At 41.3% G+C, this 16236-nt stretch carries 11 protein-coding genes; 4 read left to right on the top strand and 7 right to left on the bottom strand.

All coding sequences use genetic code 11. The annotated features are described in order from the left end of the window. The first annotated feature begins 12 nt into the window (after positions 1 to 12). Together AAG807_RS02685 and AAG807_RS02680 are read left to right on the top strand one after the other, a co-directional pair. The gene (locus AAG807_RS02685; protein ID WP_341900545.1) at positions 13 to 600 is read left to right on the top strand and encodes a hypothetical protein; all 588 of its coding nucleotides are present in this window, start codon (positions 13 to 15) and stop codon (positions 598 to 600) included. A gap of 20 nt (positions 601 to 620) precedes the next feature. After that, on the top strand, positions 621 to 1526 hold the full coding sequence (locus AAG807_RS02680; RefSeq protein WP_341900544.1) for a DMT family transporter: 906 nt from the start codon (positions 621 to 623) through the stop codon (positions 1524 to 1526). 201 nt (positions 1527 to 1727) lie between these two features. Here AAG807_RS02680 and AAG807_RS02675 read toward each other — a convergent pair whose 3' ends face one another. Continuing rightward, positions 1728 to 3248, bottom strand: coding sequence for a GH3 auxin-responsive promoter family protein (locus AAG807_RS02675; RefSeq protein ID WP_341900542.1), 1521 nt, complete (start codon positions 3246 to 3248; stop codon positions 1728 to 1730). A 176-nt stretch (positions 3249 to 3424) separates the two neighbouring features. On the opposite strand from AAG807_RS02675, the gene AAG807_RS02670 reads away from it, so the two are divergent. Then, a complete protein-coding gene (locus AAG807_RS02670; RefSeq protein WP_341900541.1) occupies positions 3425 to 4243 on the top strand; it encodes a universal stress protein in 819 nt (272 codons plus the stop codon). Positions 4244 to 4310: 67 nt separating this feature from the next. Here the strand turns inward: AAG807_RS02670 and AAG807_RS02665 are convergent, their stop codons facing one another. The 4 genes from AAG807_RS02665 to AAG807_RS02650 all read right to left on the bottom strand — a co-directional run bounded on the left by AAG807_RS02665 (position 4311) and on the right by AAG807_RS02650 (position 10485). Next, positions 4311 to 4703: a hypothetical protein gene (locus tag AAG807_RS02665; RefSeq protein ID WP_341900539.1), complete on the bottom strand. Its 393-nt coding sequence runs from the start codon at positions 4701 to 4703 to the stop codon at positions 4311 to 4313. A gap of 60 nt (positions 4704 to 4763) precedes the next feature. Continuing rightward, positions 4764 to 8672 (bottom strand): adenylate/guanylate cyclase domain-containing protein, encoded by a 3909-nt coding sequence (locus tag AAG807_RS02660; protein ID WP_341900537.1) that lies wholly within the window; start codon positions 8670 to 8672, stop codon positions 4764 to 4766. Positions 8673 to 8734: 62 nt separating this feature from the next. After that, positions 8735 to 9259: a ferritin gene (locus AAG807_RS02655; protein ID WP_341900535.1), complete on the bottom strand. Its 525-nt coding sequence runs from the start codon at positions 9257 to 9259 to the stop codon at positions 8735 to 8737. Between the two features lie 212 nt (positions 9260 to 9471). Next, entirely contained in the window at positions 9472 to 10485 is a 1014-nt protein-coding gene (locus tag AAG807_RS02650) for a phytanoyl-CoA dioxygenase family protein (protein WP_341900533.1), read from the bottom strand. 112 nt (positions 10486 to 10597) lie between these two features. Between AAG807_RS02650 and rnr the strand changes: the two genes are divergently transcribed. Then, complete coding sequence (gene rnr / locus AAG807_RS02645; RefSeq protein ID WP_341900531.1) at positions 10598 to 12754, top strand: ribonuclease R; 2157 nt, start codon at positions 10598 to 10600, stop codon at positions 12752 to 12754. 161 nt (positions 12755 to 12915) lie between these two features. Here rnr and AAG807_RS02640 read toward each other — a convergent pair whose 3' ends face one another. After that, positions 12916 to 13458: a 3'-5' exonuclease gene (locus tag AAG807_RS02640; protein ID WP_341900530.1), complete on the bottom strand. Its 543-nt coding sequence runs from the start codon at positions 13456 to 13458 to the stop codon at positions 12916 to 12918. A gap of 381 nt (positions 13459 to 13839) precedes the next feature. Next, positions 13840 to 16050 (bottom strand): catalase/peroxidase HPI, encoded by a 2211-nt coding sequence (gene katG / locus AAG807_RS02635; RefSeq protein ID WP_341900528.1) that lies wholly within the window; start codon positions 16048 to 16050, stop codon positions 13840 to 13842. Positions 16051 to 16236: the final 186 nt, after the last annotated feature.

The following is a 16236-nucleotide window of genomic DNA, read 5'->3' as shown; positions in this document are numbered from 1 at the left end:
TATAATCCGGAAATGAAACAAATCCTGTTTTTCAGCTGCTTTCTGATTCTTTTGGGTGCTTGTACTTCATCAAAGACTGAAATTTATTCAAATCCTCCGGGTAAGGAATTCGTTCGCTTTTGTTCGGATGTCACAGCTAAAATAGGGAGTTCGGATACCACGCGTCTGGTGAGCAAACAGCTTTACGGTGAATTGTCTTACAAATCCATTCAATGGGTGGAAGGTCAGCCATTTTATCCGATTTTATTTGAAAACTCCCGGATCAACAGTTTCTTGAAATCAGAGGGTAAATCGCTTGAAGGGTGTGATGTCTTTGCGCGTGCAGAGACGATTTGGGGATATTTTTATTACAAGCAAAATCCAGACGGAATGTTTCCGGACGGTGTGATTGAAGAATGGAAATTTACCAATCAGGCAGATGCGAAAATTGCTTCAGAAATCTTCGATCAAATCGGTACGGAAGTCTTTTTCAATACCGAGCCCTACCATTGCGTCATTGGTAATCGCTTGTATCTATTTCACACTCGCGCCATGGCTTTCAGCTTCGACCAAAAATCCATTTTCGAAGAATTTGTCAAAAGAAACAAAGCAAGCATTTAAATAAGGGCTACTTTTACGACATGTTTCAAAAGTTCCGGTATTATATCTTAATGCACCTCATTATTTTTATGTGGGGTTTCACGGGAATTTTAGGAAAGCTCATTCATATTGAAGCACAATACCTGGTGTGGCACCGCATCCTGATCGCATTCATTTCCCTCCTAATCGGTTTGTACTTGTTGAAAATGCCCATGCGCATTCATAATCGAAAAACCATGCTGAAGGTTTTCGGAACAGGAATTATTGTGGCACTGCATTGGATTACTTTCTACAGCGCCATTAAACTTTCAACCGCTTCCTTAGGAATCTTGTGTTTATCCACAGCAACCCTTCATGTGACCTGGATTGAACCCCTCGTGTTCAAAAAGAAGTTTTCCTGGGTCGAGTTCCTGTTCGGCTCCCTGGTGATTTTTGGGATCTACTTTGTTTCCTCCGACTTTGACGAAAAACAATACCTGGCACTTGCATTGGGATTGACATCTGCACTTTGTGCCGGTTTCTTTTCCGTGTTCAATGCAAAACTCGCTGAAGAAGTTCCTTCCTCCGCCATCACACTTCACGAAATGGGGATCGGATTGGTCTTTCTTTCCGGGATGCTTTTGTACAATGGAAAGCTGGACGGGAATCTTTTCAAGATGTCGGGTAGTGATTTTGCCTGGCTTTTGTTTTTAGGAATTTGTTGTACCTCCTTCGCATTCATTGCCACCATTGAAGTGATGAAGAAACTGGGTGCTTTTACGGTTTCCTTAAGTATCAACCTGGAACCAGTGTACACGATTCTTCTGGCTATCCCGATTTTACACGAGGATGAATTGCTGAATGGAAACTTCTATGCCGGTTCTGCCATGATCATTTTGGTGGTGATTGCCAATGCGATCTACAAATCCAGACAGCGCGAGCGCGAGTTGAAAAGACTTAATTCATAATCCACAAAGGCTTCCGGATGCACTGTGTTTTTCTTTACCGCTGATGCACTGATTTTTTGCTCGGCTACCGCACTCGCTTCTTGGTTTTACCAACTACAAATTTCATAATTCACAAGAAAAAAGGCGACTGGTAAGCGCCTTAATATCTGTGCATCTGTGGGAATTTAGTTACACAGGTGTCCAAGAAGAATGGGTTTAGGGTCACCTTCCTAAGAACAAACGCCACTCTTTTGCCTGATGCTCATTCATCACACGTGGAAATTTATTCTGAGAACCCAGTTTCCCGCGCTCTTCCATGAATTTATAGAAATTTTTTACGTCCGTCTGATAAGAAATGGGCAATTTCAAGGTGTCATATTTCCGGGCAGAAGCATAATCATCATTGAGTTCACACAAAAATTCATCCACCGTTTTCATAACCAGATCCGTGTTTTCCAAAGGGGTTTCTGTCCCGAAACACCAATAATGGCGCTGTTCTCTTGCATCAGCATACAGGCAGAATTCCGGAATAGCGACGTTCAGTTTTTCCCCTGTTTTCATGATCGCCATATTGATATTGTCAAGCGACAAGTGTTCCCCGACTAAACTCAGGTATTGTTTGATTCGACCACTGATACGAATTTCACGGCGTTCCAAATCCACAAATTGTACGAGATCTCCCACCAGGTAACGCCACAAACCTGCATTCGTTGAAATCACTAAGGCGTAATCCTCTTTTTCTATTACCTCATCTACCGTTAAGGCCTTTGCTTCCGGTTTCAGATTTCCATACTCGTCAAAATTATCGCGGTTGAACGGAACAAATTCAAAGAAAATACCCGACTTAAGAAGCAGCTGCATCCCATTGCTTTCTGCTCTTTTCTGATAGGCAAAATATCCTTCGGAAGCCAAATAGGTGTTGAGAATGTGAACTTTTTTGCCACACACTTTTTCGAAGCGTTTCAGATACGGTTCCACATATACTCCACCGGATAGATACAATTCCAGATTAGGCCAAATATCATGGATCGAATCTACCTTATATCTTTCGATGATGCGTTCCATAAGCATGATACACCAGCTTGGAATCCCGGCGATCGTGCTGATATCCCATTCCGGTGCTTTTTCCACCATCCGATCCAGCTTCTTATTCCAGTCCTTGATAGCTGCAGTTTCTGCATCCGGTTTCGTCAATGGAAGCAATACAACAGATGTATGCTTTTTCAAAATTCCGGACAAATCTCCTTCGTAGTGATTTCCCTTCTTTTCCGGTTTGGAGGAGCCACCAACTGCTATCAATGATTTTTGATAAAATCCGTCTGATAAATTCAAGTCTGCCGTTGCCGTAAATTGCTTCAGTGTATTTCTTTGAAACGAACGGATAAACTGTTTTGTAACAGGAATTCGTTTACTCGGCGAGCCGGTTGTTCCGGAAGAAAGTGCAAAATATTTAATCTTTCCAGGCCAAATCACATCTGCTTCCCCATCCAGGCAGCGGTGCAACCAGGTTTGATAGAACTGATCGTAATCGCGGATCGGAATTGCTTTCTGAAATTCTTCCACCATGTTTTCCGAGTCCAGAATGGACTGAAAGTCATAGTGATAGCCAAATTTTGTTTCTTGAGCAAATTTCAAAATCTTTGAGAGAACTTTTATCTGATCTTTGAAATCAAGTCCCTTCAACGCATTTCTACGCGCCGAAAACTCGGTAGTCTTTTTAAGTAATTTCCCGATTATTGGCATTTCCTTTAATTTTTTTAGTAACCACAAAAGTAGTCGAATCCAAGCAAAAGTGAGAAAAAACAACGACTTATTGTTTTATTAACGTCTTATTTTTAATATTGATTTAAGAAATGGATTCTTGCTTCTAAAGCTTTGATTACATTTGCACTACTATATAAAACCCACAAAAGCTCCTTATGGAAAAAAAGACCATTATTGTTCCCCATGATTTTACACCAGTTGCAGAAAATGCTCTGAATCATGCTATTAATACTGCTAAAAGGACTGGTGCTGAAATTTTGCTTTTACATGTTGTGGCAAAAGAGAAGGCAGTTGGTGAAGCTGAGGAAAAACTGAATGCTGTTGTTGAACAACATAAAAATGAAATAAAAATTACTCCTTTTATCCGCGTTGGAAATATTTTTGATGATATCGGTGACTTTGCATCCGAAAATCATGCTGAATTGATTTTCATGGGTACTCACGGTCAAACCGGATGGCAATACATCACCGGAAGCAATGCCTTGAAGGTTATTACACATTCAACGGTACCTTTCATTGTCGTTCAGGAAAAGCCGATCAAAGAAACGGGTTATGATGATATTGTCGTTCCTTTGGATTTGAACAAGGAAACAAAACAAAAGTTGGTGTATGTGGCAAACATTGCTACTTACTTCAAGTCGCGTGTGCATATCATCACTCCGGATGAATCAGATGAATTCCTACGTCACCAGGTAAAGGCGAATATCCAATTTGCAGTGCGTTTTTTCCATGAAAGAGGAATTGATGTGACGACAAAGGTTGTTCCAACGGGTGGATTTGATAAAGAGGTGGTGAAACACGCTGTTTCCCTTGATGCGGATTTGATCGCTATCATGAACCTGAACCGAAACAATATGTTGGGAGTTATCACAGCAAATCACGAGCAGTACATCCTGACAAATGATGCACAAATTCCCACACTGATTGTAAACCCTGTTGCCGGAAAATACGGAAGCAGCGTTTTATTCAGCTAGACATAAGATTGATTGATTAAAAAAGCACCGACACTTCGACTCCGCTCAGTGATTGGTGCTTTTTTGTTTATTGTCTTAAAAAACGATAGACATATCCACCAACCCGGTCTTCCTGAAGCCACAGGGTATCCGCTGAACGATTTAACATAAATCCATAGGGAATCCCACTCAGGTCCATGATCCACTTATTCGTTCCCAACGTTGCAGATTCCTTAATTGCATAGAGGTAGATTCCACTGTAATACACCGTATCATTTCGTTTCCACTCGATGTTCTTATAATCTATGAGATTCAGGATCTGATTGTTTGAAGAGCTTGCCGTATCTTCATAAAAGGTGGAATCCTTCGCTGTAGAAATCCAGGTCCATGTTCCTTCAATATTATTGTGTGGTACAAAATCCTCTTCCTTTTTACACGCAATCAGCACCAATACAAGTACTCCCCAAAAACCGATTTTCATTGTCAAATTTTTTTCAAAAATAAGCTTGTTTTTTTATTCCACCTAACCGAATGGTTCGGATCAATCTTTGTATTCATTCCGAGCCAATCGCTCTTCCACTTCCTTCAGGTTTTGCATTTTCTTCGTTTGTCTGCTGGCAATTGCCGTCGGAGTGAAGTATTTATGCATATTCAGGAATGCTACCTGCATATTGTCCCATTGGCGATCACTATTTATCTTTCCATGTTCACGTAGCTCTCTTCTCAATCTATCGGCAATTTCATGGAAATCATCTCTTCCCAGGTAATCCAAATCCGCATCACAAATAATCTGCTCCAATTTGTTTTTGGGTTGATGCGGGATCTGGGTCACGAAGATCAATTCCTTAATCTGTGCAATGTGTTGATCCGAGTATCCGTACTTCGGAAGGATCTCTTCTGCCATCCGTGCTCCAACTGGTTCGTTCTTTTCATAGATCTCAACAAATCCGGCATCGTGATAAGTTGCTGCGGATTTCAATAGGAACAGACCTTCATCGGTTACACCCTCCAAAAGTGCATAACGCTCCACAGCACGCACCACATCTTTGGTATGTTCGATACTGTGATAATGCAGCATGGGGGACAATCCTTTCTCCAATACTTTGATGATATGACGTTCTGCTTTATAGTAATTGATACTACTATATAAGTGAAGGTTTACAATTTGCTGAAAACGCTCATTCGGATAAAGTCCTTCCCCATTGATCGATAATTCAGGTTTGATGCGCTCAACCGTAAACATTTCAATCAACCCTTTACTTTTCGTTTTTACCTTTCCGCGGTAGGTGCATTCAAAATAAGGTTCGATGAGCTTAAACGTCGATCCGGAAATGGTCACTCTTCCAGGTTCTCCCATCATTTCCATGCGCTGTGCCTGGTTCACGGTAGCTCCCCAGATGTCATACGCCAATCTTTCCGAACCAATCACACCGGCGGTCACTTCTCCTGTATTGATTCCCAGCCGCAGTTCCCAAAATTCTTCCCCTGTTTTTAGTCCGTTGCTCTTCAGGGTGTTCATGTATTCCTGAATCTGAAGTGCAGCTAAAACAGCATCGATCGGGTTTGTATTGTTTCTAACCGGAACCCCACCGGCACACATGTATGCATCACCAATGGTCTTGATTTTTTCCAGGTTATTCTTTACAATGATCTCATCGAATTTTCTGAAATACACATCCAGCTTATTCACCAGATCTGTTGGTTTCATGTTTTCGGCAATCTTGGTAAAACCGACAAAATCCGTAAACAAAACAGAAACCGTCTTGTAAGCACGTGCGGATGCTCTTCCTTTTGTCTTTAACTCTTCCGCTGTCGATTCCGGAATAATGTTTCGAAGGAGTGTCTCCGTTTTATCCTTTTCAATCTGAAGCAATCTCTTTTGCTCTTCAACTTTGTGTTTCTCTTGTTCAATGACTTTCTTCTGAGATTCGATCTTCATGTTTTGAGCCCGAATTTCTTTCGTCCGCTCCACAATCTTCATTTCCAAACGCACCTGGTCCCTTCGGGCCAAATCGATTCGTGAGCGAATGAACGTAATGATCAAAAGGGTCAAGACGATTAGAACAATCACCCAGAACCACCATTTCCACCAAAAAGGTGCGGCAATTTCGATGCTCATTTGGGAGCTTGCCTGAACCCAATTTCCGTCTATTCTTTTTACGTAAACCCTCAGGACATAATTACCCGGTGTCAATGAGGTAAAGTGGATTTCACTGGAAGAACCTAAAAACACGGACCCTTCATCCAACCCTTCCAATTCGTATTTGAATTGAAGCAGATCCCGATTGATCAGGTCTGTCGGTAAAAAGCGAATGGTGAAACTCCGCTCGTCGTATCCTAATTTGATGTTCGGCTGATAGGAGAAGGCATCTCTAAACGGAGCTTCCTTGTCACCCGGCTTCAGCCATTGGTCATCAAAGCGAAATTTTAAAAAGTTCACATATACTTTTTCTTTCAATTCCTGGAGATTTTCAGGATTGAAAAAATTGTATCCTTCAATTCCTCCGAAGTACATTTCTCCTGTTCCGGATAGCAGGTAAGCGCCGGTATTGAACTCATTGCTCATCAATCCGTTCACTTCCGAATAATTGGTACACCGTTCCAGCACGGTATTGAATCTGCAAAGTCCTTTGTTCGTGCTCAGCCACAAATTTCCCCGTTCATCCGGAAGGATTCCGTAGACAAAATTGTTGGGTAATCCCTGTTTACGCGTATAAGCAACTACTTTACCTGTTTTCAAATCCAGCTTGAGCAGCCCGGAACCTGAAGAGCCCAGCCACAGGGTGTTTTCATTTTGCTGGTAAATGCTTGAAATGACATCCCTGCTTGCTCTCAGGATGGATTTGTTGTTGGGATAAGGGACGATTTGCTCCTTTCCGTTTTTGTCGAATGTCAGCACGTTAATCCCACCGACACCTGTTGCAAAATAGTAATCTCCGTTCAGTCCTTTGTAGGATACGCGGCAAACACCTGCTCCGATGCTCGTCTTCGGTTTTTTCGGATTATAAACAAAGGGCTCAAATGTACCTGTTTTGATATCATACAACAGGACTCCGCCTTTCGTGGCGATAAAATACTGTGATTCTTTATACGGTGTGATCTTGTAAACCCTTTGAAAGCTTGATGGATTGGCAATTCCTTTGTAATTGATCTTTTTAAAGGCTCCTTTTCCACCCTGGATTTTCAATTCATATAATCCATCATTAGCTCCGATCAAAAAGTGTTTATCTGTTAAATGATAAATCGAAACAATGCTCTTTTCGTTGAAATCCTGCGCTTTTGAAATGTAGTAATGTTTGAATTGTCCTGTCTTTTTGTTCAGCTCGGAGATGGCAAAATCTGTTGCTATATAAATTTTGGAAAAGTCATCGGATTCGGCAAATCCCCAAACACTTTCTGAAGGAAGACCTATGCTCAGGTTGGATGATGTTCCAACACCAAAGAAGGAATAATTTTTAGGATTAAAACCGCTCAAACCGCGTAACGTTCCGATCCAGATCGTTCCATTTTCATCACAGAACAATTCATTCAATTCATTGAATAAAATGGCGTTTTTTTGGAAAATGTCTTTCTTACTGAATGTAATACGGTACCCGTCTTTGGAATTGTCCACACTTATCAAGCCATTGTTGACCGTTGCTATGTAAAATTCGTTGACCGACTTCACATACACATCCGTGAACTCTTCAATCCCGTAATCTTTTCCGATGAATTTCAGGAAGGGGAACAATTTTTGGTTTTGTGTGTCGAAAAGCCACAGTCCTTCATTGCTGGATAGAACAAAACTGTTCTCGGAAAATCTCTCTACATCCGAAACCAACCAAGTCTTTTGGATGTTTTTAGGAGCAAGGTTTTTCCATCTTTTTGTCTTCAGACTATACAGATAAACTCCCACATCCTCAAACGAAACGATCAGCTGGTCATCCGAAACAAACTTGATATAGTGAATCCGTTTGGAAGGGATCTCACCTGTTAAAAAGGAAACTTTTTTGGTTTTTCGGTCATATTTTGCCAAGCCATTGGTAGATGAACCCAACCAGATATTCCCATGGTGGTCTTCTGAAATACTTTCTATTGAAAGGTTATTGTCATCTGAAGCCAGAAGCGATCGGAAGGTTTCTTTTTTGGGATTGTAAACAGAGATTCCATCTGCCGTTCCGAACCACAATTCACCAAACCGGTCTTTCAGACCACAGTGGATATAGGAGCTTTCAAGTCCTGGAGTATCATCGGAAGTAAAGACTTCAAATTGCTGTCCGTCAAACCGGTTCAATCCATCTTGTGTTCCTAACCACAAGGTTCCTACCTCATCTTGTACAATAGTCGTCACCGAACTCTGCGAGAGTCCATCGTTAATAGAAAAATTTCTAAAACGATACGAGACTTGACTTACCGCGCTAGTAGTAGCAAACGCAACAACAGCTCCAATTCCTATTAATCGAACGAGCATAGAGTACTTTATTTCGTTTATTTCAACGAATAATTCACCGAAAAAGTTTCATTCTTAAAGCATTACGCTTTCTGATCTGCATTTCCTCCTTTCGAAGCCGCTGCCGCAGTCATTTCCATATCGCGGTCAAATAAGTAAAGACCCCCTTTATCACCGCCGATCAGACGTAATTTATCAAGAATACTGCGAGCCAATGCTTCCTCTTCCAATTGTTCGGAAACATACCATTGCATAAAATTGTGCGTCGAGTAATCTTTTTCCTGCAGACAAGCGTCTACCACATCATTGATACTCTCAGAAACACCTACTTCATGCTCCAGCAACAATTCAAAAACGCGCTCCAAAGAATCGTATTCTCTCGGCGGTTCCGGAATTGCGGGAACAACAGCTACCCCTCCACGTTCATTAACAAACTTGATCAATTTCAACATATGGAACCGCTCTTCATCTGAATGAGTGTACATAAATTTCGCTGTACCGTTCAACCCTTTTGTTTCAGCCCATGAAGCCATCGCAAGGTAGTATTGAGAGGAAGAAGATTCTTTTTGAATTTGATCATTTAATGCCACTTCAATTCGCTTATTCATTGTTGTAAATTTTGTTCTGTTTCTATCAAAGTTATCATTTTAAGCTTAAAATAATGTATTACAACCGTAATAATCGCCTATTTTTTAACTCCGGGGTGTAATCCGTTTGTTGATTTCCAGATTGGTTGGTTTTCAACTTTAATTGTAAGCGTACCCAAAAGCTTATTTTTTAGCATTTTTGGAAGGTTCTTCGATCAAAATTTATTGCCGATTCAAATCCACTCTTTTTCGATATCCATATCAGCAGGAGAATAATTGATGTATTGAACAATTCGTGGAGAATGTGCCAAATTGGGACTGCTTCCATGTGGTAAGGCATGATGCCAAATAATAAAATCCCCTGCGTTGGCAGCAATCGGTTTTGCTCCGAGCGCATAAAAATCCTGTGTCCTCGGATTTTCACCTTCCGGTAAATTCGTTAACCATTGTTCTATTTTGTTGTGAAATCCGGGTACCAATGTAAAAGCTCCTTGATCCTCGGATGTATCGGTAAGGTATAAAATTCCCTGTAAGCCAAACGGCATGGGTTGCTTCAAACTTACATCCCAATGCATTGGAAAACCTTGATAAGTATACGTTTCTGTCACTGGTGGATTAAACCCACAGCGGTCCGTATTAAGCCACAAATCGGTTCTATTCCACAACTGTTCATACACTCTGCGAATTTTATCTGATTGACGGTTTTTTTCCAATATCTCATGCTGAAATAGTTGTACCATTACGCCTTGTTTCGCCGGATGGGTTTTATACCAGGTTTCCGGATGATCCAAATCTGCATCGATAAAGTCACAAATTACTTTAACTGCTTCCTCACAATCTGCTTTCTGAATAACCTGACGAATTATCAAATATCCATTTTGATCCCAAAACCGCAAATCTTCATCGCTGAGAACTTGTTCTATTTCTCTTTTTTTGGTTTTACAGTCGTTTAGTATATACGAATTGAATTGTCGAATATTCTTTTCCGGAATAATACCACCATTCAATTCAAGAATCCAATCTTCAAATTCCTGCAAAGTTGGGTCAGACACATAAAGGTGCCTAATGGTTTGTTCCAATCCAAGATTTAATGCGGCTAATAGCGTATCATCCAATGACCATTCATCCGGAATTTCTACGTTATTCAACTGTCGGTTTTTGATTGCTTGTTGTTTTTCCCAATAACGCTTCAGGTGCATAATTCCTAAGCGACTTGTTTCATGAGAAGCAGAAAGTTGTACATTCATGTGAATATGGTTTTTTACGAATTTAGCAATTACATCTGCACAAACCCTCGATAAACAACCGAAATCGTTGAATGTCATTTCGTATTTGTATTTTTACATTACAACACGAATTATGGGCAAAAAAGGACCAAAAAAAATCAAGGATAAATCGACCAAGAAACTGAAAACCGGTCTGTATCACATTATTCGAAAATTATTTGAGCAACATCCGGAAGCTCTTTTGAACTACAAACAGGTTTGTACCTTGTTGCACGTACACGAAAGTGAATCGCGGAAATTGGTTGTTGCCCTGCTTCGTGAATTGGAAACAGAAGGATTCATCCGTAAAAGCGGTCATGAAACCTATATCTTTTCCAATGAGACAGACACGGTTGAAGGGGAACTGGAACTCACACAACGTGGCTCCGGATTTGTGAATGTTGGAAAAAATGAACCCGATATTTTTATTGCTCCTCACAACTTGGGTCATGCAATCCATGGAGATGTGGTTCGCGTTTCCCTAATGAAGAAAAGTGGAACCCGACCGGAAGGAAAAGTACTGGAAGTTGTTTCGCGTGAGCGAACGCAGTTTGTCGGAACCATCCACATGCTTGATAAGCACGCATTTTTAATTCCCGACAATAGCAAAACGGGTGTGAAGATTTACATTCCGCTTGAAAAACTGAATAAAGCAAAGAACAAGGATAAGGCTTTGGTGAAAATCACCGTTTGGCCCAAATCTGCTGAATTTCCTTTTGGGGAAGTGATCCAGACTTTGGGTGGAAATTCCATCCACGATAATGAGATGATCTCGATTCTGATCGGTCAGGGAATTCCGATTGAATTTGAAGCCGATGTGATGAATGAAGCCGAGCAAGTAACCCTTGAACTGGATCCGGTGGAAGTCGCGAAGCGACGCGATTTTCGCGATATTCTGACTTTTACCATTGACCCGGTCGATGCGAAGGATTTCGATGACGCGCTCTCGATCCGGAAAATGGAAAACGGTCATTTGGAAATTGGTGTCCACATTGCAGATGTGAGTCAGTATGTGAAACCCGATTCTGCCATGGACAAGGAAGCATACCGACGAGGAAATTCCGTTTACCTGGTGGATCGGGTGATCCCGATGTTACCGGAACAACTTTCAAACATGGTTTGTTCGCTTCGACCGAAAGAAGATAAGTTTACTTTTTCAGCGGTTTTCGAACTGGACGAAACGGGAAAGATCTACAACGAATGGTTTGGTAAAACGGTTATTCATTCCGACCACCGATTTGCATACGAAGACGCGCAGGAAATCCTGGAAGGAGCTGAAGGTCCGTACAAGGAAGAATTGCATACTTTAGATAAAATCGCAAAAATCTATCGAAAAGAGCGGTTTAAGCAGGGCGCGTTGATGATTAACTCGGAAGAGATTCGCTTCAAGCTGGATGAAAACAAGGAGCCTGTTGACGTGGTTGTGAAGGTTTCGAAAGATGCCCATCAGCTGATTGAGGAGTTCATGTTGCTGGCAAACAAGCGCGTTGCGATGTACGTTGGAATGCCGCAAAAAGGAAAGGATCCTGTTCCGTTTGTTTACCGGATTCACGATAAACCGGATCCGGAGAAAATCGCGATGTTCGGTTTGTTTTTGGATAAATTCGGATACAAACTTGAATTCACCAGTCCGGAAAAAGCAGCTCAAAGTATCAATAAATTGTTGAACGATATCCGTTTGAAAAACGAATTCAGCATCATTCAGCAAATGGCAATTCGAAGCATGGCGAAAGCAACGTACGACACCGACAACATCGGTCACTACGGGTTGGCTTTCCAGTATTATACGCATTTCACTTCACCGATCCGTCGCTATGCCGATTTGATGGTTCACCGCATTCTGTTGGAATGTCTGGAGAACAGACCGCATAAGTACAATAACGCATTGGATGATATCTGTAAACGCATTTCACGCACGGAGCGCAAGGCTACGGAAGCGGAACGCGAATCCAACAAGTACTTCCAGGTGGTGTTCGTTCACGACAAGATCGGGGAAGAATTCGATGGAATTGTTTCCGGTTTGGCAGATTTCGGGTTGTTTGTACGTATGACGGAAAACGCATGTGAAGGAATGGTTGCGATTCAGGAACTTCCGGGAGACCGTTATTCATTCGATGAAAAAACGATGACGATTGTCGGGCAGAAAACCGGGAAAACCTTCCATTTCGGGGATAATGTGCGCGTAAAGATTTCAGAGGTGAGTCCACGGAAACGTACGATTGATCTGGAGTTGGTTTCGGTAGCGGAGTGATAAACACACACATTATTTAACCACGAGGGACACGAAGAGCACGAGGTTTTTTTGTTGAAGAGCGCAGAAGTTTGGTTTGCATTGTTTTTTTGTAAGTGTTATTATTCTATTCCAATATTGTGAAATTACACTAAGTGATTAGCAAAAGTGTGGAATAAGGATTACAAAAGCGTTTTGAGAATCTTTGCAATGTTTTTTGCATCATCCACTCCTCGGTGATGTGTTCCTTCCAGTTCGATGCGGAGATGCTGCAATGCGCCATCCATTCCTTTTTCATGTCCCAATTTGTTCTTCAATGCAAAAAGTGTCTTCACATTGATATGAGATGGTCCAAGTGGATACCCGACACCCAACTCAGAGCATTGACGTTGAATGTGTTTCAAATCGTATGCACCGAAACTTGCCCACGCCCTGCTTTGTCCTTCGTATTCTTTTCTGATGATACCACACGCTTCTTTGAACGAAATTCCTTCCTGTCGGATCATTTCCGATGTAATGGTGGTTAACTCCGTGCAGAAATCACTAACCTCAGAGCGTTCAGGAATAACAAGGATTCCCCTATTGTCGGAAATTTCTCCGGTATCGACATCCAGTAAACAAATCCCGAATTCAATAATATCGTTGGTCATACCCTGAGGAGGAGCCGTATTCCAGCAGGTTGCCTCAATGTCGATTACGATAATTTTGTCTAATTTTTTTGCCATGTTGTTTTATTTTAATGATTAATTAAACACGACTTTCTGACTAGAAAATTATTTGGCAAAATGAATGATTTAGATTCAGTAGTCGCGGTTGTTCCGGTAACCCGGATGTATTATTTTGGGCAAAGCTAGTAATTAATTAGATACTTTGACTTCGTTGATGCAGATAATCCAAATCAATCCGTCCGCAATAGACTTACAGTCGCTGTGTTTTCATTTGACTTGATACATCAATATAAGGTAAAGCATTCCCGATATCTGCATTTGGTTTATTTGATCAAGATTATTATTTGCAGACATACTCGTTTCATTAAACAAAAAACCCTGACCTCCAATATGATGGAATCAGGGGTTTTTATACTTATTTTATCTTGATCGGTTCTCTTACTTTTTCACATCAAACCGATCCAAGTTCATTACTTTCGTCCATGCGGCGATGAAATCGCGAACGAATTTTTCTTTTGCGTCAGCACTTGCATATACCTCAGCTAAAGCCCGGAGTTCGGAATTTGACCCGAAAATCAAGTCGGCGCGAGTTGCTGTCCAAACCGTTTTTCCGGTTGTGCGTTCTTTCACTTCGAAAACTTCTTTCGTATCGTCAACAGCAACCCATTGATAATCCATGCTGAGCAGATTGACAAAGAAATCGTTGGTTAATTTTCCGGGCGCTTGTGTAAATACTCCGTTTTTAGAGTCGTTATAGTTTGCGTTCAATACCCGCAATCCTCCAACCAATACGGTCATTTCCGGAGCTGTAAGCTCTAATAATTGTGCTTTATCAACCAATAACTCTTCGGTTGAAACGGTGTATTGTTTTTTTGTGTAATTGCGGAATCCGTCTGCCATTGGTTCTAAAAACTGCATAGAATTGACATCTGTTTGTTCTTGATTGGCATCCATTCTACCCGGAGTGAATGGTGCTTCTACGTTAAATCCTGCGTCTTTTGCTGCTTTTTCCACAGCTGCTGTTCCTCCTAATACAATTAAATCGGCTAATGATACTTTTTTCGCTCCGCCTTTTGCATTGAAATCTGATTGGATTTTCTCATACGTTTTCAACACTCTTTCCAATTGCTTCGGATTGTTTACCTCCCAATTTTTTTGAGGTTCAAGACGAATACGTGCTCCGTTTGCTCCTCCCCGTTTATCCGATCCGCGGAAAGTAGAAGCAGAAGCCCAAGCTGTTTCGATCAATTCTTCAGATGTCAAACCGGAACTCAAAATAGTCGTTTTTAAAGCCGCAATATCTTTTGCGTCAATTAATACATGGTTCAAAGCTGGAATCGGATCTTGCCAGATAAAATCTTCTTTTGGAAACTCGGGTCCCAAATAGCGTGTTTTTGGTCCCATATCGCGATGTGTAAGCTTAAACCAAGCACGTGCAAATGCTTTGTCAAATGCTGCCGGATTCTCCAAAAATCGTCTGGAAATTTTTTCATAAACAGGATCAAAACGCAAAGAAAGATCCGTTGTAAGCATCGTAGGTTTATGCGATTTAGAAGGATCAAAGGCATCGGGAATGATGTTCTCCCCGTTTTTTGCCACCCATTGGTGAGCACCAGCCGGACTTTGTATCAATTCCCACTCGTTCTCGAACAAATTCTTAAAAAATTGATGACCCCATTCCGTTGGTGTTGAGGTCCAGGTAACTTCTATCCCGGAAGTAATGGCATCGGCTCCTTTTCCGGATTTATAATCACTTTTCCATCCCAATCCCTGTTCTTCGATACTTGCAGCTTCCGGTTCATGACTTACATGTGTTGCCGGACCAGCTCCATGCGTTTTTCCTAATGTATGCCCACCGGCAATTAAGGCAACTGTTTCTTCATCATCCATTCCCATACGAGCAAACGTTTCACGAATATCAATTGCCGCCTTCAGCGGATCCGGATTTCCATTTGGTCCTTCCGGGTTTACATAAATCAATCCCATTTGAACTGCTGCCAATGGATTCTCCAGGTTTCGTTCTCCCGAATAACGCTTATCGTCGAGCCACTTGGTCTCCTTCCCCCAATATACATTGCTCTGAGGTTCCCAAACATCTTCTCGCCCACCAGCGAAACCGATGGTTTCAAACCCCATCGATTCTAGGGCAACATTTCCTGTTAAAATCATCAAATCGGCCCAGGAAATCTTACTTCCATACTTTTGTTTTATCGGCCAAAGCAATCTTCTTGCTTTATCCAAATTTGCATTATCCGGCCAACTGTTCAAGGGAGCAAAACGCTGTTGCCCTTCTGAAGCGCCTCCACGACCATCGCCTGTCCGATAAGTTCCTGCACTATGCCAAGCCATACGAATAAACAAAGGTCCGTAATTTCCAAAATCTGCAGGCCACCACTCTTTTGAATCCGTGAGTACTTTCTGAATATCCGTCTTTAGTGCTTTATAATCTAAACTTGAAAATGCTGTGTGATAATCAAACGTTTCACCCATCGGATTAGACAAGGAAGACTGTTGTCGAAGTACGCTCAAATTCAATTGATTTGGCCACCAATCTTGATTGGTTGTTATACTTTTAGTTAAAAGTCGTTCTGAACCGGAACCGCCCAGATTCTGTTCAGGATTTTCATGGTTGAAGGGACACTTACTCATCGTTTCTAAATTATTTTGTCCATTAATAAGATGTACAGGTAACAGGCAAAAAAATAGTACAATTTCATTTGTTTTCATAATAATTTTGTTTTTGTGTTACCTGACGAAGGTACGTGAGAATAACCCTTAGAAAAAAATTATTATTTTTATAATCTCATAGATTATATTTATAGGTGTTGGGAAAAG

This window comes from Fluviicola taffensis DSM 16823 (genome assembly GCF_943372375.1).
Lineage (GTDB): Bacteria > Bacteroidota > Bacteroidia > Flavobacteriales_D > Crocinitomicaceae > Fluviicola > Fluviicola taffensis_A.
The sequence above is the reverse complement of the archived record's forward strand: the minus strand, read 5'-3'. Positions and strand labels throughout refer to the sequence as shown.

What these genes read in the sequence shown, in the direction of transcription:
- AAG807_RS02685 (WP_341900545.1), top strand. Translation starts at nt 13, where the DNA reads ATGAAACAAATCCTGTTTTTCAGCTGCTTTCTGATTCTTTTGGGTGCT.
- AAG807_RS02680 (WP_341900544.1), top strand. Translation starts at nt 621, where the DNA reads ATGTTTCAAAAGTTCCGGTATTATATCTTAATGCACCTCATTATTTTT.
- AAG807_RS02675 (WP_341900542.1), bottom strand. Translation starts at nt 3,248, where the DNA reads ATGCCAATAATCGGGAAATTACTTAAAAAGACTACCGAGTTTTCGGCG.
- AAG807_RS02670 (WP_341900541.1), top strand. Translation starts at nt 3,425, where the DNA reads ATGGAAAAAAAGACCATTATTGTTCCCCATGATTTTACACCAGTTGCA.
- AAG807_RS02665 (WP_341900539.1), bottom strand. Translation starts at nt 4,703, where the DNA reads ATGAAAATCGGTTTTTGGGGAGTACTTGTATTGGTGCTGATTGCGTGT.
- AAG807_RS02660 (WP_341900537.1), bottom strand. Translation starts at nt 8,672, where the DNA reads ATGCTCGTTCGATTAATAGGAATTGGAGCTGTTGTTGCGTTTGCTACT.
- AAG807_RS02655 (WP_341900535.1), bottom strand. Translation starts at nt 9,259, where the DNA reads ATGAATAAGCGAATTGAAGTGGCATTAAATGATCAAATTCAAAAAGAA.
- AAG807_RS02650 (WP_341900533.1), bottom strand. Translation starts at nt 10,485, where the DNA reads ATGAATGTACAACTTTCTGCTTCTCATGAAACAAGTCGCTTAGGAATT.
- rnr (WP_341900531.1), top strand. Translation starts at nt 10,598, where the DNA reads ATGGGCAAAAAAGGACCAAAAAAAATCAAGGATAAATCGACCAAGAAA.
- AAG807_RS02640 (WP_341900530.1), bottom strand. Translation starts at nt 13,458, where the DNA reads ATGGCAAAAAAATTAGACAAAATTATCGTAATCGACATTGAGGCAACC.
- katG (WP_341900528.1), bottom strand. Translation starts at nt 16,050, where the DNA reads ATGAGTAAGTGTCCCTTCAACCATGAAAATCCTGAACAGAATCTGGGC.